We start from the raw sequence: 17,687 nt of genomic DNA, 5'->3' as shown, positions 1-17,687 counted from the left end.
GCTATCCGGGCCGTACGACGCCGTTCTGGTACGCCCAGACCACGGTCTGCACCCGGTCCCTGGTACCGATCTTGGTCATGGCCCGCCCGAGGTGCGACTTCACCGTGCTCGTCTCGATGAACAGTTCCTTGCCGATCTCGGCGTTGGACATGCCCTGCGCGAGGAGGCGGACGATGTCGGCTTCACGGGCGGTCAGCAGATCGAAAGCCTCGGTGGGAGGACGCTCGGGGGATTTGCGACGTGCGAACTCGGCCATCACCCGCCGGGTCACGGCCTGGTCCACCAGTCCGTAGCCGCCGGCGAGCCTGCGCACGGCGTCGATCAACTCGTCGGGGTCGGCGTCCTTCAGAATGAAACCGCTGGCCCCGGCCTCCAACGCGCCGAAGACGTACTCGTCCAGGTCGAAGGTCGTCACGATGAGGACGGCGGGCGGTTCGGCGGAGGCACCCGCGAGGATCCGGCGGGTCGCGGACAGTCCGTCCCCACCCGGCATACGGACGTCCATGCAGATGACGTCGGGTTTCAGGCGTTCGGCGAGTGCCACCGCCGTAGGGCCGTCCCCGCACTCGCCCACGACCTCGATGTCGTCGGAGAGGTTGAGGATGACCCGGAAACCCGCCCTGACGACGGACTGGTCGTCCACGAGGACCACTCTGATCATGTGTCGCCCCCCTCGGACGCGTTCCGGTTCCCGGCCGCGGAGATCTCCCTGTCCACGGGAAGGCTCAACCGCACCCGCCAACCGCCCCGGGTGGTCGCCCCCGCTTCCAGTGTCGCCCCGACCAACTGTGCCCGCTCCTTCATTCCGAGCAACCCCAGGCCTCGCGGTACCCCGGCGGTGTTCTCGGACTGGTTCCCCATGTCGGTCCCGTTCTCGTTGTCGACCCGTAGGACGAACCGCGACTCGCTGTAGCGCAGCAGCAAGCGTACGTCGGCGCCGGCAGCGTGTTCGCGGGCGTTGGAGAGGGCTTCCTGGGCGACCCGGTAGACGGTGATGTCGGCGACCGGGGGCAACGGATAGGACGCACCCTCGCGCAGGAACTCGATCTCCGCGCCCAGCCCGCGTTCCATCTGCACCAGCCTGTCGAGCGCGGCAGCCCCGGGAACCGGGGCTCCCCGCGACCCCGGGTCGCCGCTGTGCATCAGGCCGTCGCCGGTCGAGGCGGGTTCTTCCCCCGGATCGCGCAGTGCCCCCACGACCAGCCGCAGGCTGTCGAGCGTTTCCTTGCCCTGGGAACGGACCCAGGCCACCGCTTCGAGGGCCGCTCGGTCGTCGCGGCCGATCAGCCGCTGTGCGGCACCGGCCTGTACGACCATGCCGGACAGGTGGTGCGCCGCGATGTCGTGCAGTTCCCGTGCCATGCGCGTCCGCTCGTTCCTGACGGCGTTCGCGGCCCGCTCCTGTTGCGTCCTGATCGCGTCGAGGGTGCGGACGCGGACCAGTTCGGCATAGCGCCGCCTGGTCCCCACGTAGGCTCCCACGAGCGCCGAACCCACGTAGACGGCCAGGGCCGATGCCAGCAGCCCGCCGGCCACCAGCGGGTACCCCTCCAGGGACAGCGGGAGCGAGGAGGACAGGGCGTCCGGAACCAGGGCCGGGCCGTACAGCCTTCCCGCTACCAGCGCCCCGATGAGGCCGTGCACGAGGACGACGGGGGTGAGGAGCCCCACCAGCCGGCGCGGTGGCAGCAGGGTGCCGCAGGTGTAGGCGGCGATGAACGACGCGAGCCCTTGAGCCGCCACCCCGGTCGGCATGACGGCCAGGGTCGCCATTTCGGCGAGCGCCACGGTGACGAGGCACAGCACCGGGTGTGTGCGCCGTACGCACAGCATCAACGACTGCCCGCACATCAAGAGGATGAGTGCGGTCGAGACCGTCGGGGAGAGCGTGATTCCCTCGACGCTTCGCGCGAAGCCCAGTACGGACCACAGCAGCATGCCGCACGCCAGTGCCACGACCACCGCCAGGGAACAGTCGCGGGAGAAACCGGAGCGCAGGCCCAGGCGGTTCAGCGTCTCGTCGGCCCACACCGTCGTCCGGGGGAGGCCCGGGTGGGCGTCGGCCGGCTCCCGGCCGCCCCGGACCGTGCCTGTGAAGAGATCGTCGTCGGTCATCGCATCCACCGGTTTCCTGTTCCCTGCGGGGTCGCGGGTCGTGTGCCGCAACGGCGGCAGGGGCCGGCGGGGGCGTTCTCCCGCCGGCCCGGTCCAGTAGATCAGTAGGTCATATCGAACGAGAGCAGCCCGAAGACGGCGGCGAAGTACGCGACTCCCACCAGCGCCAGCAGGACCAGGGCGCTGCCCAGGGACCGCTTCCAACCGGAGCGGTGCCGGACGTCGTCGAACAGGACCAGCGCTGCGGGTGCGATGCCGGCGACACCGAGCCACTGCGCGCCCAGAATCGGGAACAGCACGCCCTCGGGTACGAGCGCAAACCCCATGACCAGAGTGATCGCCACGGCCCAGCCCGCCAGCGCCACCACGGCGCCGGCCACGCACACCCGGGTCAGGACGCGGGCCGTGCGTCCGGTCCGGTTGCGGGCGGGCAGCGACAGGCTGCGGCGCACCACCGCACCGACGGGCCAGGACAGGACCGCGGTCAACAGGATCAGGACGGAGGCGATGACCATCGGGAGCACCACGGACGTCTCGCGCGCGCTGTCGATGCGCAGCAGGGCGAAGGCCGAGGCGAAACCGATCGCCTCCACCTGCTCTCCTTCCACCCGCATCGTCAGGAGGCGCTGTCCCCCGACCTCGCGCCACACCCACGGTTCGATCTCCTCGTAGACCGTGGGGGCCATGGTCTCCGGGCCGGGAGTGACCAGGATCGTGCCGTCCGCGCGCGCCACGACCCGGGTCTGCCCGCCGAACGCGCCCAGGACGGACAGGAAGTTGCTGTCCATCGACCGCGACATTTCGTAGGTCCCCTGGGCCATCGCCGCGTGCTCGGCCGCGGTCGGTTGGACCGAGGCGCCGTCCTCGCCGGACGCGGGGAAGTAGCGGTCGGCGAATCCGTTCAGGATCGCCTCGCGCAGCCGGAGGCTGTCGATCCCTTCGTTGCCGCCGCCGTTGAGGGTCACGAAGATCCCGGTGCCCTCGTCGGGGTAGATCTGCAGGTGGGAGTGGAAGTAGTTGGTGTCCCCGCCGTGCCCGACGATCGTGTGCCCGTTGCGGCTCTCGTCGAAGAAGCCCAGCGTCATCCGGCGCCCGTCCGCCAGGGTTCCCAGCGAGTCCTCTTTTAGCGCCGGTGCGTGCATGAGGTCGAGGGTCTCTGGCGCCAACGGTGCCTGGGCGGTGTCGAGCTCGCCCAGTTGCGCGAGCATGAACCGCGCCATGTCGGTCGCGGACGCGGTGAGCGCGCCGGCAGGCGCACCCCCGATGACCTCGAACGGGCCGGCCGGTCCGGTGTCGGCGGTGTAACCGTTCGCGAAGCGGTCCGCCAGCTCCGGGGGGAGGGGCTGGGCGAAGGTGGAGGAGTCCATGTCCAGCGGGGCCAGGACGTTCTCCTGGACGTACTCTTCGAAGGGCATGCCGCTGACCTGCTCCACGACGTATCCCGCGAGCGCGTTGCCGTAGTTGGAGTAGGCGGGGACCGTGCCCGGCGCGTACACCTGTTCCGGTGGATCGACCGCAAGGTATTCGCGCAGGTCGGTTTCCGCGTCCTCCGGCAGGATCAGCCCGGCGACCCGTTCCTCGAAACCGGGTGTGTGCGTGAGCAGGTGGCGCACGGTCACGGGTTCGTCGAAGGAGGTGTGCAGGGTGAAGTCGATGTACTCGTCGACGTCGGTGTCCAGGTCCACCTCGCCCTGCTCCACCAGTTGCATCACCGCCGTCGCGGTGAACAGCTTGGACACCGATCCCACCCGGAACAGGGTCTCCTCGGCGTCGACCGGTGCGGGGTCCTCCCCGTCCATGCCGGTGGCGGCGTACCCGTAGCCGCGCGCGGTGAGGAGCTCGCCCTCGTGGACGACACTGATCGCGGCACCCGGGATACCGGTCTGGTCCAGGGAAGCGGGGACCAGACCGTCCAGCCAGGCGTCGAGGTCCTCCGCGGCGAGTTCGGCCGTTCCGGGTGGTGGTGTCTCGGGTACGTAGTGCGTTGCGGCCCCGGCTCCGGCGCAGCCGCCGGCCAGCACGGAGACCGCCGCGACGGCGGCCAGCGCCGCCAACGATGCGCGAGGTCCGCGCGACAGCCGGGGGCGGCCGACCGGCGGGGACACGTGGGGTGATTCGGCGGGGTGCACGTACTCTCTCCTGCTCCGTGGACGCACCGGGCGTTCGGTAGTTGTCTCGCCCGGTGCTGCTGGTGTCCAGCGTGCTGGAGCAGGGCCCGTCGGCACATCCGGCCGGGGTCCACATCACTGTTACGACTTTTGGTGGAGGCCACCGGCCCCGAAGTCGTACTCGCGGGCCGGGCGGCCGGTGCAAAGAAGCGGGGCCGTGTGCAGGTGTCCGCCCAGTTCGCCGGGGGCGAGGTGCTCATCGGCCGCTTTCTCGGCGACACCGTCGAGCACGCCGGCAGACGGGGCCACGAAGTGCAGGCCACCGCCGATTTCCCCGACTCCCTCGGCACACCCGACGAGACGACGGAGGCGTCGGAGCAGACGTTGCGCGGGCTGGAGGAGAACGGGCGTCAGGGGTGACGTGCGGGTGGAGTTGAGAGGGGGCGCCCTCTCAACTCCACCCGGGGAACCCCGCCTACTGGCGGCGACGGTTCCGATGACGCCTTGCCGTCACACCATCGGATTGCCGTTCGCGGAGAGTCCCGCGTCGACTTCTTCCTGGACCACGTCCCAGTGCTCGACGATGCGCCCGTCCAGCAGGCGGAAGATATCCGCGATGACGACCGGCTTCTCCGCCCACCCGAGAACGCGGCTGTGCGTGACGACGAGGTCGCCCTGCGCGGCGATCCGTTGCGGCTCCCACACGAACCCGCTCAGCGTGGGTGCCACGGTGCGGAGCGTGTCGAGCCCGTTCGGCATCGACGGATTGTGTTGGATGTAGGGCTCTGCCCAGTATCGGTCCACTGCTGACACGTCACCCTCGACGAAGAGCTCCCGCATCGCCGTGAGTACGGTCTCGGTGTTTCTCCGTTCGAGGTCTCGCGCTCGGTCGGCCTGTGCCTCCGGGTTTTTCGGGGTGTCCATCAGCTGGCCTTCTCGATCGTCCCGGTGAAGTGGTGGGGGTTCCCGTCGGTCGTGACAGTGGGGTGCAGTGTTGCGGCGTCGACGTCCCCCAGGTGTGTCACCGTCGCGCCACCGGCCTCCGGCAGCCGGGTACGGTCAGCTGTCCGGCGCCGCCGCGTGTGATCTGTTCGAGCTGGTCCGGGGCTCAGTCCCGCCGTCCGTGAGCCGGTACCGCAGCGCGCCCGAAGGGCAGCGTCGCACCACTTCGGCCACGCGGTCGGCGGGGGCGCCGTCCGGCCGGATCCACGGACGCCGTGCCGCGTCGAACACCTCGGGCAGCCCGCGGACGCATTCGGCCGCGTGCCGACAGTGCCCGGCCTCGAAGGTGACCGTGATCGACTGCCCTTTGTACGACTTCTTCTCGGCTCCACCGCTCATACCGCCTCCGTCGTGTCCGGCTGTTCAGTCACTGACCCTGCTGCGGGACTGGTACAGCAGGTCCTGGTAATCGGGGTGGCGGGCGATCCACCCCGCGAAGAAGGGGCAGGTCGCCAATACCCGTAGGCCATCGGCCCGTGCCGCGTCGAGAGAGGTGCGGGCCAGCGCGGACCCGACTCCCTTGCCCTCGTGCTCGGGTGGGACCTCGGTGTGCACGAACGCGATGAGTTCCGTCGTACGGATGTACTGCGCGACCCCCGCGACCTCGGAGGCCCCGTCGATGCGGGCCTCGTAGCGTTTGGCCTCGGGCACGTCGCTCACTTCGACCGCCATGTGTCCTCCTCCGGGCCGGTCGATCGGACCGGCACGCTGATCCAATGAAGGTGTCTGAGCAACTTGTTCGCGCGGCGGTCCGCGTCCGCGCCGCTTGCCGTGCCATGCGGACCGCGGCCCCGGTGCAGCCGCCCTCAAGGCCCGAGCGGGGTGGGTGGGACCGCGGTCAACCCTGGCCCCACCCGATGCGGCCAGGAGGCCGTTCCACGGCCGGGTCAGGCGCCGCTTCCGGTGCGGCCCGCAAGTAGTTGCGTCTCCCAGGCGAAGGCGACACCGGTGGCACCGCCGTGCTGTGCCTGGATCTCGGTCAGGCCCGGCACGGTCTCTTCGCGGGCCCAGTCGCGCTGCCATTCACCCATCACGGCCAACCAGGTGATCGGCACGATGCCGGCCTGGACCATGCGTCGCACGGCCATGTCGTGGGCCTCCGCCGAGACACCGCCCGACGCGTCGGTGACGACGAAGACCTCGAAGCCCTCGCCCGCCGCCTGCAGCGCCGGCATGGCCACACAGATCTCCGTCCAGAGACCGGCGATGATCAGCTTCTTTCGGCCGGTCGCCGTGACGGCGTCGACGACACGCTCGTCCTCCCAGGTGTTGATGAACGTACGGTCGATCGGCTTCTGTTCCGGGAACACTTCCTGCACTCCCCGGATGAGGTAGCCGCCGCGGTCCTCCAGCACGGTCGTCAGAATGGTCGGGACATCGAACACCTTGGCGGTCTTGGCGAGGCCGGTGACGTTGTTGACGATCATCGACGGTTCGTGGCTGTTCAGGTTGGCGAACTGGAACGGCTGGTGGTCGATCAGGAGGAGAACGCTTTCCTCGGGCGTCAGCAATGCCTGAAGTCCGGTCTTCTCTCGGGCGCTCATGCGATCCCTTTCCAGGTGTTCGTGCTCTGTGAGTTCAAACGGGACACCGTCGCTCGACGCCGGTGATCCGGTCGCACGTGTCCACGCCGGCGGCTCAGGGGTCGGGGCGGCCGGGTGCTGCGCCGAATCGGTTGACGCGGCTCCGCGAACCGGGATGGCCTCCCTGCCGGTGCCTCATCGCGACCAAGTGGATGATGCGTCATCTACATTAGTACTGATATGTGATGTGTCAACCAAGGGTGGATTCGGGTCCCAAGCCCGATTCGAATGGGGTCCGAAGGATGGGCGGCCCCATTCGGGTGCGGCCCCTGTGGCGTCGCCCTCTGCCTTTGAATGCGGCAGCCGGCCTCGCTGGGGGCGCCGCCACCTCGGCTCGCGTAGATGAACTGTCAACGATTTCGTTACACTACGTCCATGAACGCGACGCCACGCTGGCTCGATCCGGATGAGAAAGCCGCTTGGGACAGCTTCATCAACCTGCAGGAGGCGCTCATCGGACGGCTTTCCCGCCTCCTCCAGGCCGATTCCAAAATGTCCGCCTCCGACTACATCGTGCTCGTCAATCTCACCGAGACGGGCGACGGGCGGATGCGCTACCTGGAATTGTCCAAGCTCGTGAAGTGGGAAAAAAGCCGAATGTCCCACCAGGTCGCGCGGATGATGAAGCGCGGGCTCGTGGCCAGGGAGGAATGCCCCGACGACGCACGCGGAGCATTCATCGTCGCCACTCCGGCGGGATACAAGGCGATCGAAGACGCCGCGCCCATACACGTCGAGCACGTCCGACGGCTGTTCATCGACGCCCTGACCCCGAACCAACTCGACACGTTCGCCCGGCTGTCCAAGCGTGTCTCCGACCACATGGAGAAGCAGCCGGACTGAACGGGCGACGCGGGGGCCTTCGAGAGGCCGGCCCGAAGTGTTGGCTGTCCGGTGCCTAAGCAGCACCCGGCGGGGCCCGGACGGCACCTGGAGGCCGTCCGTTCGGGGGAGACGGCATGGTCTCGCGTGCGATTGAGACTGGAAATGAGACCGAAGCGCAGAAGAGGGCCTGACGCTTGTGCGTCAGGCCCTCTTCCACCTGCGGAGGATCGGGGATTTGAACCCCGGAAGGTGTTGCCACCTAACCGCATTAGCAGTGCGGCGCCATAGACCGGACTAGGCGAATCCTCCTGGCTGGGACAAGCGTACAGAGGAATGGGGTCAAGGTGCAAAACGAAGAGCCGGCGGCGCGTTCAGGAGGTGGTCCTGTCGATGATGAGGTCGGCGTCGTGCCGGAGCTTGGCCACGGCCCGGGACACGGTGCTCTTCACGGTTCCGACGGTCACGCCGAGGGCGTTGGCGATCTCGGCCTCGGACATGTCCTCGTAGTAGCGCAACATAACGGTCGTGCGCTGCCGGTCCGGGAGGCGGCTCACGGCGCGGCCCACGGCGTCGGCCAGGTCGGTACGCCACGTGGTGTCCTCGGTGCGCTGGTCGGGGATCTCGTCCGTGGGGTAGACCTCCAGCCGGTTGCGCCGCCACTCCGAGATCTGGGTGTTGACCATCGCGCGGCGGACGTAACCGTCGCGGGCGTTGGGGTTGATGATCCGGTCCCAGGCGAAGAACGTCTTGACCAGGGCGGCCTGAAGAAGGTCCTCCGCATCGGCGTGGTTGCCGGTCAGCGACTGCGCCATCCGCAGCAGGGCCGGTCCGCGTTGTCGGACATACGCGGAGAACTCCGCGTAGCCGGCCTGCCGTGCTGTCTCACCCACCCGACCACCGACCCGATCTGACGTATCCGCGACCATGGGCCCGACACGTGCTCTCGATCACAATCTCGTGTTTCTCACTCTTGCACGGGCCGTGTAATCGTTCGCTCAGGCCGATGCCATCTTCCGACAAACCGGACTTCAGCTCTCGAATAGAACGCCTGTGTTGTCGTGGTTTCGCCGGTCTGGGGCCGGTTGGATATCCAATGGGTGCGAGAGGTCGGCCGCGCGTTTCGCGGAGTGTGGCGGTCGGGGTTCGGTGCGCTTCGTGGCCGGCGGTGGGGCAGGTCATACGACGCGCTTTCTGGTGTTTTGCGGCTTCGGTGGGTTCCGGCGGTCCGACTGGGGGAAAATGGGGACGATTCCCGTGGCCCGCGGGGAGGACGTGGACGCCTGACGGACCGGGCACACCGACGGGGGAGCGCTATGCCTGCAGGACTCGGCGATCGCCGGCGGTTCACCGCCGCACTGCTGGGCCGCACCGTTGCTCCCGAGCCGTTCGACCCGCCCGCCAGAGTGGTACGCGGTGTCCTGGTGGACATCAGCCCCCATCTGCTCAGCCTGGCCACTCCGCACGGTGACGAACGCTTCGTGCTCACCGAGGCCACTGGTTTCTGGCGCGGAACCGGTTCCGGGTTCAGTGACCTGCGCCCCGGTCAGGACGTCATCGTGCGCTGCGTCCCGGAAGCCGCCTCGGTCGCCGAACGCGTATGGTCCGGTCTCGCGCGCGCCACGGGGGTGATCGCCGAGGTGGACGAAGACATCCTGCGCGTCGACACCGGTCACGACCGCGAGCCGGTGACCGTTGTGATCCCCTACCGGGCTTCGGGGCGGATGCAGGTACGGCATCCACGGCTGGAGCCCGGCTACCTCTTCGACGCCGTCGGGCTCTGGGACGACGGCGTCCTACAGGCGCTGCTGCCCGCGACGTCCCAGCCCCACTACCCCGCGGCCGACGCGCCCAGACGCCCGCCGGTGCGCAGTGCCGCGCACGCCATCGCCGGGATGGTCTCCTGGTACGACCCGGCCCGGGGCGGTTCACCGCACGCGAATCCGATGGGCCTACTGGGCGGCCTGGCCTATCCGGCTCTCGACCGCGCTGCCGACTGCGGTGCGGTGTGCGACCGGGCCACCGGTTGTGCGGCGCTGCCGTTGCTGTCCCTCGGAGCGACGGTGGGCCTGGTCAACCAGTGCACCGGCGAGTCGGCGATCCTTCCCGTCGTGGCCTGCGGTGCGGCGGTGAGTCATTTCTGCGATCGCTGCGTCACCTGCGATTCCCCCGCCCGCGGGCGGATCGCCCAGCTGACGCTGGCGTCCTTCATCGCCTTGGGCGGACGCCCCGAGGCCGGCTGTTTCAACGCGACCCTGACGGTGGGCTGAATCCGTGATCGAGATCCTGCGCGAGACCCAGTTTCCGATCCTGGTGGCAATGCTGCTGCTCGGTGCCGTCGCCAAGGCCGTCGACCGCTCGGCCCAAGGTCCCGCGGCGTTTCTGCCGGTCGGGGTACGACGCTTCTTCGGGCTGGCCAACGCCGGTATCGAGGCGGTTCTCGCGGTGGCGCTGGTGGCCCTGGGCGGTCTGCTGGGCGATCTCGCCAGGGGTGCCACCGCGCTCCTGTTTGTATTGGGCCTTGCGACCCTCTACCAGCTGCGCAAGCGCGATCCGGAGATGGGCTGCGGTTGCTTCGGCGGCCTCAGCACCGAACCGGTGGGCTGGCGGAGTCTGACCAGGTCAGGGCTGCTCGCCCTGGCCGCCGGGGTCACCGTCGGCCTTCCGGGGACGGGAGCGGCGGCGGTCACGGGTTTCACCGCCTGGCACGGCCTCGTGCTGGTCGCGGAACTGGCGGTGTTCGCCGCCCTCTCCCCGGAGCTGGGCGAACTGGTGAAACGCCTCCGCAACCCGGTGCCCTGCGAGTTGCGCGAGGTGCCGTTGAACAGGTCCATCCGTCGGCTGCGGTCCAGCGACGCGTGGGCCGACAGCCGCGCCTTTCTCACCGGCACCGAACCCGTCGACGTGTGGCGACACGGCTGCTGGCGCCTGGTGAGGTTCGCGGGGCAGCGGCGGGAACGTCCAGTGGACGTGGTGTTCGCCGTACCGCTCAACGGGATGCGCAAAGAAGTAAGGGTGACCGTGACCGGTACCCGAGCGGACACGGAGCCGGCGGCCCCGGGGGAGGCCAGTGCGCCGGTATCAAGGAGCCAGGGGACTCCCACGCATTCGTCTCGGTTCGTCTAGCGCTTTTGGGATTTCAACCGGAAACGCCGGGAGAGCGGTTGTCCACAGGACACGCCTACTCCGACCGGCGACGCAAGAACGTGCCGAAGTGCGGGACGGTGAATGCGATCTTGCCGCGCTCGGAACTGTAGACCAGCCCCTTCTTGATCAGGCTGTCCCGCGCCGGGGAGAGACTGGCGGGCCGTCGCCCCAACGAAGCGGCGACCTCGTTGGTCGCGACGGGCTCGTCGCCCAGAGCGGCCATCGCCCGCATGTAGTCGCGCTCGGCGGGGGTGGCGCGGTCGTACCGGCTGCCGAAGAACCCAACGGCCAACTCCTCCTCGGCCTCGGGTGCGGCGACCCGTACGTCCTCGGCGGTGATGGGGCTGCGCAGCGCCAGATCCCAGGTGGCCTTCCCGTATGCCTGCACGAAGAACGGGTAGCCGTCGGACGCCTTGTAAAGGGCTTCCAGGGCCTCGGCTTCGAACACCACGTTCTCGGCCAGCGCCGGGGCGCTGAGGGCGTGGTCGGCTGCCACCCGGTTCAGCCGGTCGATCCGGACGTAGCGGAACAGTCGCTCGGAGTAGCTCTTGCTCGCGGAGAGGACCGCAGGCAGGTGGGGCAGGCCGGCCCCCACCACGATCAGCGGACCGCCGTTCTGGGCCAGCTCGTGGCATGCGGTGCACAGCGCCGAGATGTCCTTGGCGGGGACGTCCTGGAGTTCGTCGATGAAGAGCGCGATGCCCACGCCCAGGTCGGTGGCGACCGAGGCCGCGTCCACGAAGAGTTCCATCAGGTCGATCTCGAGGTCGCCGGAGTCGGCGCGTCCGCGCACCGCCACCGCGTCGATTCCCGGTTGCCAGCGGGGGCCGGTCCTGGTGGCCCGGCCTGTGCGCTCATCGTCCGTTGTGGCCTGCGCGAACGATTTCAGCACGCCCAGCACGTGCTCGATCCGGTCGGGGGCGCGGTGCCGTGGGGCGAGCTCGCGCAACGCCATGTGCATGGCCGCGGAGAGGGACCGGCGGATGGACTGCTCGGGGCGGGCCTCGATCTTGCCGGTGCCCCACAGCCGCTGGATCGCCATGGACCGGAACGTGTTGAGCAGTACCGTCTTTCCGACCCCTCGCAGACCGGTCAGCACCATGCTGCGTTCGGGGCGGCCGCGGGCCACGCGTTCCAGCACGATCTCGAACTGGCGGACCTCCCGCTCGCGTCCGGCGAGCTCGGGCGGCCGCTGCCCGGCACCTGGGGCGTACGGATTGCGTACGGGGTCCATGCGCTCGGACTCTATACGTGTTTCTAGCGCGTTTTCTAGAGAGCGGTAGAAAGCCGCAGACGACCGCGCCTCCCACTCCAGGCTCCGGAAGGCCCGGCGCTCCTCGTGGGCGGGGAGGGGGGAATGGCCTGCCCCACCGGACCGGATCGCCGCTCGGCCCTGTGGCAGCGCTGCCGTGGCCATACTCCCCTCCCCTCCGTCGAACACATGTTCGACAAAAATGACTGTAGTCGATCGGTGGCCGCAGCGCCACCGTCTGTCGACGACACGATGCGGCGGGCGACCCCGTCCTGCCCGTCGCCCGCCGACCCCGCCCCCGGCTAGCCCACGGAGACCGCGACCGCCCAGCCGATGGTGCCGATCAGCGCAAGGGAGACCGTCGTCGACAGGACGAACGCCCCCAGGCGTACCGGCAGCCAGGTCGCGCGCACCGTCGGAACCCGCCGCCAGTGCCATGCGCCGACCACCACCGCGGTGCCCAGCAAACCGACCGCAAGCGCCCACAGCAGGTGCGGGGTGGCCGCCCAACTGCCCCAGCGCAGCGAGGACAGGACCACGGCGAAGGCGCCCAGGGGCATCGACACCAGGCGCAACCGGTCCAGGTGGCGACGGGTGACGAGAGTCTTTCGCCCGGCCATCAGCGCCAGCGCGAGTCCGACGGGAACGACCAGCAGCGGCAGGGTCAGCGCGAGCCCGAGAGCCCGGCTCGGCGCGACCGCTCCGAGGTCGCCGACCGAGTGTCCGGCATCCGGCTCCAGGACGGCCAGTCCCACCATCGGCACCGTCAACGGGGCGCTGTTCGCCAGCACCACCACGCTCCTGTCCTCCTCCACGGCCAGGAACGCCCCCGAGCCGTAGGTCGCGCCGTCGTGCCAGTGCCGCACGGTGCCGTCCGCAAGCTCGCTCACCTGCCAGCCGAGCCCGCTGCGCATCGTCTCCACCGGGCCGTCCCGCAGGGGCTCCAGAGCGGACAGCCCCGGGGCGTCGCCGGCCCGGACCGCCTCCGCGAACCGCACGAAGTCACCGGTGGTCGACCAGGTCCCGACCCCGGCGGGAGCGTAGTGCGACACCCCCCACACCTGGCTGCGGGACCCCGCCTCGTAGTGCGGCATCGCGCCACCTTCGGGAACCCCGCCGGCGGGGATGTCCGCACCCACGATCCCGGTGGCGTCCATGCCCAGCGGATCCAGTACGCGCTCGCGCACCAGTTCGGGGAAGGGCAGCCCCGCGGCCTCGGACAGCGCCGCTCCCAGGGTCGCGAAGCCGAAGTTGGAGTAGTTCCATTCGCCGCGTTGCGGAGTCTCGGCAGCAGCGGCCAGGGACTCGGTGACGGGGGGCAGGCCCGCGAAAGGGTCGGTGAACACCAGTGGGTGGCCCAGGCTCACGAGACCGTAGCCCGCGGGGATGCTCGGCAGACCCGACTGGTGCGTCGCCAGTTCTTCCAGGGTGACGGTGGCGACAGCGGGGTCGGCGAACTCCAGGTCGGAGAAGATCTCGCCGACCGTGTCGTCCAGCTCCACCTCGCCCTTCTCCGCCATGTCGGCCAGCGTCATGGCGGTGAACAGTTTGAAGACCGAGCCGGTCTCGAAGGGGGTGTCGCCGGTGACCGGGGTGTCGCCGTCGGTGGTGCCCGCCGTTGAGGTGGCGACCCCGTTGTCGGTCGCGGAGGCGGCCGAGAGCCCTTGGAAGACGTGCTCGCGTCCGGCCACCGCGCTGTTGACCGCGGCGGCGATCTCGGGATCGCCCTCGGCCGTGAACGTGGTCGGTCCGGTGGTCGGCATCGTCCAGAAGGCCAGGCCGCCGACAACGGCTCCGGCCAGGAGCGCGGCGCCCCAGACCCGTCCGGGTGCTCGTGGCGCGCACACGGCCGTCGGTGGCTGCTGCGCGGGGGTTCGCTGCTGGGTGTCCATAGGCCGAACCTATTCAGTCGGCCCCCGCCGGTGTAGACGCTGCTGTCACCAGCGGACGGTGCGGTTCTCCCGGCCGGGCGATGACGTATGTCATGGCTTCCGACCTGTGGGTGATCGGTCGCGCCCGGTGTTTCCTGCGCCGTCGAGATGCTCTTTTAGCAACTGGGCCAGGTGGACGCCCTTCCGGTCGGTGAGGTCGGACAACTGGGTGCGGCAGGAGAACCCGTCGGCGAGGATCACCGTCTCGGGGGCGGCCGCTTCCACAGCGGGCAGCAGCTGTTGTCCGGCCACCGCCAGCGACACTTCGTAGTGCCCGCGCTCGACACCGAAGTTCCCGGCCAGGCCGCAGCAGCCGCCGAGCCTGCGTATCTCGGCCCCTGCCTCCTGGAGCAGTTCGGCATCGGGGCTCCAGCCCATGACGGCGTGGTGGTGGCAATGGGGCTGTGCGACCACGGACACCCCCTCCAAGCGGGGCGGACGCCAGTCGGGGTCGGCGCCCAGCAACTCGGCGAGGGTGCGCGTCGCGGCGGCCACCTCGGCTGCCGCCCCGCTGGCCAGCAGCTCGACGGCGTCACCGCGCAGCACCCCGGTGCACGACGGTTCGACGCCCACGATCGGCACGCCCTGTCGTGCCGGGCCGGCCAGAGCGTCGACGGCGGTTCCCAGGATGCGCCGTGCGGCCGTGAGCTGACCGGTGGAGATCCAGGTCAGGCCGCAGCAGACCTTTTGGTCGGTGATGGTGGGCGAGTACCCGGCGGCTTCCAGGACCAGGACCGTGGCCCGGCCCGCCTCGGGGGAGAAGTGGTCGGTGAAGCTGTCCACGAAGAGCACCACCGGCTTGCCGCCCTGCACCCGCTGGTCCGCCGTGTCGGCGAACCAGCGCCGGAACGTCCGGGGCGCGAATTCGGGCAGGGACCGTCGGGGATCGACCCCGGCCAGGCGCAGGGCCAGCGGTGCGATCCCCCGAACGCGGATGAGCCTGTTGACCAGGCGGGGGGCGATGCCGGCCAGCCTCGCCCAGCGAGGGAGCCAGCCCAAGGAGTAGTGCGCCGCCGGCCGCAGGCGGCGACGGTAGGACTGGTGCAGCACCTCGGCTTTGTAGGCGGCCATGTCGATCCCGGTGGGGCAGTCCGACGCGCACCCCTTGCAGGACAGGCACAGGTCGAGCGCCTCGTGTACCTCGGGGGAGCGCCAGCCACCGGTCACGGCGTCGCCGTTGACCATCTCCTGGAGGATGCGGGCCCGGCCCCGGGTGGAGTCCTTCTCCTCCCGGGTCGCCAGGTACGAGGGGCACATCACGCCGCCCGAGGCCGTGTTGTCGGCGCGGCACTTGCCCACCCCGGTGCAACGGTGCACGGCCTGCCCGAAATCCCCGCCGTCATGGGCGTAGGCCAACGCCAGCCCCGTACGCAACGGCGGGGCCTGGGCCACCCGAAGCCGGGCGTCAACGGGGTCAGGGTCCACGAGCACGCCGGGATTGAGCAGGTTCGCCGGATCAAGAATGCGTTTGACCTGGGCGAACAGTCCTATTACCTCCGGTGGGTACATGAGCGGGAGGAGTTCGCTCCTCGCCCGGCCGTCGCCGTGCTCCCCGGACAGGGAGCCGCCGTAGCGGGCGACGAGCCGTGCCGCGGCGGTGAGGAACTCCCGGAAACGTGCGGGGCCGCCGGGACGGTCCAGCGGGAAGTCCAGCCGCACGTGCACGCAGCCTTCCCCGAAGTGCCCGAAAGGCATTCCGGTGAGGCCGAAGTCCAGGAGCAGTTCGTCGAAGTCCCGGAGGTAGGCGCCCAGCACGGCCGGGGGGACGGCGGCGTCCTCCCAGCCGGCGTAGGCCGGCTTGCCGCTCTGGGCCCGCCCCGACAGCCCGGCGCCGTCCTCGCGGATGCGCCACAACGCACCCGCTCTGGCCGGATCGGTCACGATCATGTGGTCCAGGCAGTCCATGTCGGCGCGGAGCCGTTCTGCCGCGGACGCGGCCTCCTCGGCGGTGGAGCCGACCAGTTCGACGAAGAGCCATGCCCGCCCGTCGGGCAGCGGGGGAACGGAGCCGGGGCCGCGCCGTTCGCGCACGACGTTGACGATCCGCGAGTCGATCCCCTCACAGGCGGTCGGACGGTGCCCCAGCACGGCGGGCGCGGCCTCGCCCGCACTGGAGATGTCGGGGTAGCCCAGGACGACCATCACGCGGTGGGCGGGGTCGCGCACCAGACCGACGGTGGCCTCGGTGACGATCCCCAGGGTGCCCTCGCTGCCGACCAGCGCCCGCCCCAGGTCGAAACGGTTCTCGGGCAGCAGATGCTCCAGTGCGTACCCCGACACCTGGCGCCCGAAGGTCGCGAACGAGGTGCGGATCACGGCCAGGTTGTCACCGGTCAGCCTCCTGAGTGCCTCGACGGCCTGCTTCGCGCCCGTGGTCGTCGGGCGTCCGCCGGAGGGTGCCGTGGTCCGCAGGGTCTCGCCCGTGCCGGTGAGGAACCGCAGGCCCACCACGCTGTCGGAGGTGCGACCGTAGCCCAGGGTGCGCGCGCCGCAGGCGTTGTTGCCGATCATCCCGCCGATCGTGCACCGCGTGTGCGTGGAGGGGTCCGGGCCGAAGCGGAGTCCGACCCCGGTGGCCCGGCGTTGCAGGTCGGCGTGGATGGCTCCCGGCTCGACGCGGGCGGTGCGGGCTTCCGGATCGAGGTCGAGGACGCGGTTCATGTGCCGGCTGAAGTCCAGTACCACGCCCGGCCCCACGGCGTTGCCGGCCACGGAGGTTCCCGCGCCGCGAGAGGTGAGGGGGACTCCGAGTTCGGCGCAGGCGTGCAGAGTCGCGGCGACCTCGTCGGCGTCACGGGGCATGACCACCGCGGAGGGGAGGATCCGGTACAGCGAGGCGTCTGAGGAGTACGCCCCCAGCGTCAGGGAGTCGGTGCGTACCTCGCCGACTCCTAGGCGGCGCAGGGCCGACTCGATCTCCCGCGACCGGGGGGCGTGCTCTCTACTGGACATAAGTAGCATGTTACATGCGATGTGTCAGGGAGGATAGATTGACACGGTGACGTCTCCAGCGGACCGGCACCGCGCGATCCCCCGAAGAGCCTCGCTCACCGACGAGGTGGTCGCCGCCGTGCGTGAGGGTGTCCGTACCGGCGCCTACCTGCCCGGGGAGCTCTACTCCGTCTACCAGCTCGCCGAGCAGTTGGAGGTCTCGCGCAGCCCGGTCCGCGAGGCCCTGCTCCGGCTCGCGGAAGCCGGACTCGTCGCCTTCGAACGCAACCGCGGCTTTCGTATCGTGCTGCCCGACCCGCGCGACATAGCGGAGATCTTCGGGGTCCGACTCGCCCTCGAACTTCCCGCGGTGCGCAGGATCGCCGACCGACGCGACCCCGCTGTCCTGGCCGAGATCGACCACTGCGCGGCGGCCATGCGCGAGGCGGCCCGTTCCGGGGACCGGGCCGGGTTCTTCCGCGACGACCAGCGCCTGCACGAACTGATCCTGCGGGGTTCCGGCAACGCCCGGGCCGCTGCCATCGTGGGCTCGCTCCGCGACACCGTGCGACTGCTGGGTGCCTCCACCGCCGGACGATCGCGCACGCTCCAGGAGATCGAGACCGAGCACCGCCCGGTCGTCGAAGCACTGCGCGCCGGCGACCCAGGCGCGGCCGAGCAGGCCATGCGCGACCACCTCACCCGTACGGGACGGCTCCTGGTGGCGCAGGCGCTCGGCGATGCCGACCACACGGACGCGCTGGACCGGTTGTGGACCGAGGTCGTCGGCTGAGCC

General features: G+C 70.0%; 16 protein-coding genes and 1 tRNA gene. 5 read left to right on the top strand and 12 right to left on the bottom strand.

Annotation, left to right across the window (positions count from 1 at the left end):
• Window position 1: 1 nt before the first annotated feature.
• The 3 genes from QSJ59_RS20435 to QSJ59_RS20425 all read right to left on the bottom strand — a co-directional run bounded on the left by QSJ59_RS20435 (window position 2) and on the right by QSJ59_RS20425 (window position 4,244).
• Window positions 2-661: a response regulator gene (locus tag QSJ59_RS20435; protein WP_285761336.1), complete on the bottom strand. Its 660-nt coding sequence runs from the start codon at window positions 659-661 to the stop codon at window positions 2-4.
• A complete protein-coding gene (locus tag QSJ59_RS20430; RefSeq protein ID WP_285761335.1) occupies window positions 658-2,115 on the bottom strand; it encodes a sensor histidine kinase in 1,458 nt (485 codons plus the stop codon). Before QSJ59_RS20430 ends, QSJ59_RS20435 begins: the two co-directional genes overlap by 4 nt.
• A 101-nt stretch (window positions 2,116-2,216) precedes the next feature.
• On the bottom strand, window positions 2,217-4,244 hold the full coding sequence (locus tag QSJ59_RS20425; RefSeq protein WP_285761334.1) for a serine hydrolase: 2,028 nt from the start codon (window positions 4,242-4,244) through the stop codon (window positions 2,217-2,219).
• Between the two features lie 198 nt (window positions 4,245-4,442).
• Between QSJ59_RS20425 and QSJ59_RS20420 the strand changes: the two genes are divergently transcribed.
• On the top strand, window positions 4,443-4,643 hold the full coding sequence (locus QSJ59_RS20420) for a DUF1932 domain-containing protein (protein WP_285761333.1): 201 nt from the start codon (window positions 4,443-4,445) through the stop codon (window positions 4,641-4,643).
• 90 nt (window positions 4,644-4,733) lie between these two features.
• Here QSJ59_RS20420 and QSJ59_RS20415 read toward each other — a convergent pair whose 3' ends face one another.
• The 4 genes from QSJ59_RS20415 to QSJ59_RS20400 all read right to left on the bottom strand — a co-directional run bounded on the left by QSJ59_RS20415 (window position 4,734) and on the right by QSJ59_RS20400 (window position 6,769).
• Entirely contained in the window at window positions 4,734-5,147 is a 414-nt protein-coding gene (locus QSJ59_RS20415) for a nuclear transport factor 2 family protein (protein WP_285761332.1), read from the bottom strand.
• 135 nt (window positions 5,148-5,282) lie between these two features.
• Window positions 5,283-5,564 (bottom strand): (4Fe-4S)-binding protein, encoded by a 282-nt coding sequence (locus QSJ59_RS20410; RefSeq protein ID WP_285761331.1) that lies wholly within the window; start codon window positions 5,562-5,564, stop codon window positions 5,283-5,285.
• Between the two features lie 24 nt (window positions 5,565-5,588).
• A complete protein-coding gene (locus tag QSJ59_RS20405; protein WP_285761330.1) occupies window positions 5,589-5,897 on the bottom strand; it encodes a GNAT family N-acetyltransferase in 309 nt (102 codons plus the stop codon).
• A 215-nt stretch (window positions 5,898-6,112) separates the two neighbouring features.
• Window positions 6,113-6,769, bottom strand: coding sequence for a hydrolase (locus QSJ59_RS20400; RefSeq protein WP_285761329.1), 657 nt, complete (start codon window positions 6,767-6,769; stop codon window positions 6,113-6,115).
• A 414-nt stretch (window positions 6,770-7,183) separates the two neighbouring features.
• On the opposite strand from QSJ59_RS20400, the gene QSJ59_RS20395 reads away from it, so the two are divergent.
• A complete protein-coding gene (locus QSJ59_RS20395) occupies window positions 7,184-7,651 on the top strand; it encodes a MarR family winged helix-turn-helix transcriptional regulator (protein WP_285761328.1) in 468 nt (155 codons plus the stop codon).
• Window positions 7,652-7,853: 202 nt separating this feature from the next.
• On the opposite strand, the gene QSJ59_RS20390 is transcribed toward QSJ59_RS20395, so the two are convergent.
• Both QSJ59_RS20390 and QSJ59_RS20385 read right to left on the bottom strand, forming a co-directional pair.
• Window positions 7,854-7,942 (bottom strand) — tRNA-Ser (locus QSJ59_RS20390).
• A 62-nt stretch (window positions 7,943-8,004) separates the two neighbouring features.
• On the bottom strand, window positions 8,005-8,523 hold the full coding sequence (locus QSJ59_RS20385; protein WP_285761327.1) for a SigE family RNA polymerase sigma factor: 519 nt from the start codon (window positions 8,521-8,523) through the stop codon (window positions 8,005-8,007).
• A gap of 423 nt (window positions 8,524-8,946) precedes the next feature.
• Here QSJ59_RS20385 and QSJ59_RS20380 point away from each other — a divergent pair, with 423 nt between their 5' ends.
• Together QSJ59_RS20380 and QSJ59_RS20375 are read left to right on the top strand one after the other, a co-directional pair.
• On the top strand, window positions 8,947-9,900 hold the full coding sequence (locus tag QSJ59_RS20380) for a hypothetical protein (RefSeq protein WP_285761326.1): 954 nt from the start codon (window positions 8,947-8,949) through the stop codon (window positions 9,898-9,900).
• 4 nt (window positions 9,901-9,904) lie between these two features.
• A complete protein-coding gene (locus QSJ59_RS20375; RefSeq protein WP_285761325.1) occupies window positions 9,905-10,756 on the top strand; it encodes a MauE/DoxX family redox-associated membrane protein in 852 nt (283 codons plus the stop codon).
• Window positions 10,757-10,811: 55 nt separating this feature from the next.
• Here QSJ59_RS20375 and QSJ59_RS20370 read toward each other — a convergent pair whose 3' ends face one another.
• The 3 genes from QSJ59_RS20370 to QSJ59_RS20360 all read right to left on the bottom strand — a co-directional run bounded on the left by QSJ59_RS20370 (window position 10,812) and on the right by QSJ59_RS20360 (window position 16,912).
• Window positions 10,812-12,011: an ATP-binding protein gene (locus QSJ59_RS20370; RefSeq protein ID WP_285761324.1), complete on the bottom strand. Its 1,200-nt coding sequence runs from the start codon at window positions 12,009-12,011 to the stop codon at window positions 10,812-10,814.
• Window positions 12,012-12,331: 320 nt separating this feature from the next.
• Complete coding sequence (locus tag QSJ59_RS20365) at window positions 12,332-13,921, bottom strand: serine hydrolase domain-containing protein (protein WP_285761323.1); 1,590 nt, start codon at window positions 13,919-13,921, stop codon at window positions 12,332-12,334.
• A 90-nt stretch (window positions 13,922-14,011) separates the two neighbouring features.
• Entirely contained in the window at window positions 14,012-16,912 is a 2,901-nt protein-coding gene (locus QSJ59_RS20360) for an FAD-binding and (Fe-S)-binding domain-containing protein (protein ID WP_285761322.1), read from the bottom strand.
• A 46-nt stretch (window positions 16,913-16,958) separates the two neighbouring features.
• On the opposite strand from QSJ59_RS20360, the gene QSJ59_RS20355 reads away from it, so the two are divergent.
• Window positions 16,959-17,684: a GntR family transcriptional regulator gene (locus QSJ59_RS20355; RefSeq protein ID WP_285761321.1), complete on the top strand. Its 726-nt coding sequence runs from the start codon at window positions 16,959-16,961 to the stop codon at window positions 17,682-17,684.
• The last annotated feature ends 3 nt before the right edge of the window (window positions 17,685-17,687 follow it).

Origin of the sequence: Nocardiopsis ansamitocini, assembly GCF_030268225.1 — a bacterium.
Classification (GTDB): Bacteria; Actinomycetota; Actinomycetes; order Streptosporangiales; family Streptosporangiaceae; genus Nocardiopsis_D; species Nocardiopsis_D ansamitocini.
Note: the sequence above shows the minus strand (reverse complement) of the source record. Positions and strands in the feature narration are given on the sequence as shown.

What these genes read in the sequence shown, in the direction of transcription:
- QSJ59_RS20360 (WP_285761322.1), bottom strand. Translation starts at nt 16,912, where the DNA reads ATGTCCAGTAGAGAGCACGCCCCCCGGTCGCGGGAGATCGAGTCGGCC.
- QSJ59_RS20410 (WP_285761331.1), bottom strand. Translation starts at nt 5,564, where the DNA reads ATGAGCGGTGGAGCCGAGAAGAAGTCGTACAAAGGGCAGTCGATCACG.
- QSJ59_RS20380 (WP_285761326.1), top strand. Translation starts at nt 8,947, where the DNA reads ATGCCTGCAGGACTCGGCGATCGCCGGCGGTTCACCGCCGCACTGCTG.
- QSJ59_RS20405 (WP_285761330.1), bottom strand. Translation starts at nt 5,897, where the DNA reads ATGGCGGTCGAAGTGAGCGACGTGCCCGAGGCCAAACGCTACGAGGCC.
- QSJ59_RS20400 (WP_285761329.1), bottom strand. Translation starts at nt 6,769, where the DNA reads ATGAGCGCCCGAGAGAAGACCGGACTTCAGGCATTGCTGACGCCCGAG.
- QSJ59_RS20430 (WP_285761335.1), bottom strand. Translation starts at nt 2,115, where the DNA reads ATGACCGACGACGATCTCTTCACAGGCACGGTCCGGGGCGGCCGGGAG.
- QSJ59_RS20415 (WP_285761332.1), bottom strand. Translation starts at nt 5,147, where the DNA reads ATGGACACCCCGAAAAACCCGGAGGCACAGGCCGACCGAGCGCGAGAC.
- QSJ59_RS20435 (WP_285761336.1), bottom strand. Translation starts at nt 661, where the DNA reads ATGATCAGAGTGGTCCTCGTGGACGACCAGTCCGTCGTCAGGGCGGGT.
- QSJ59_RS20395 (WP_285761328.1), top strand. Translation starts at nt 7,184, where the DNA reads ATGAACGCGACGCCACGCTGGCTCGATCCGGATGAGAAAGCCGCTTGG.
- QSJ59_RS20370 (WP_285761324.1), bottom strand. Translation starts at nt 12,011, where the DNA reads ATGGACCCCGTACGCAATCCGTACGCCCCAGGTGCCGGGCAGCGGCCG.
- QSJ59_RS20365 (WP_285761323.1), bottom strand. Translation starts at nt 13,921, where the DNA reads ATGGACACCCAGCAGCGAACCCCCGCGCAGCAGCCACCGACGGCCGTG.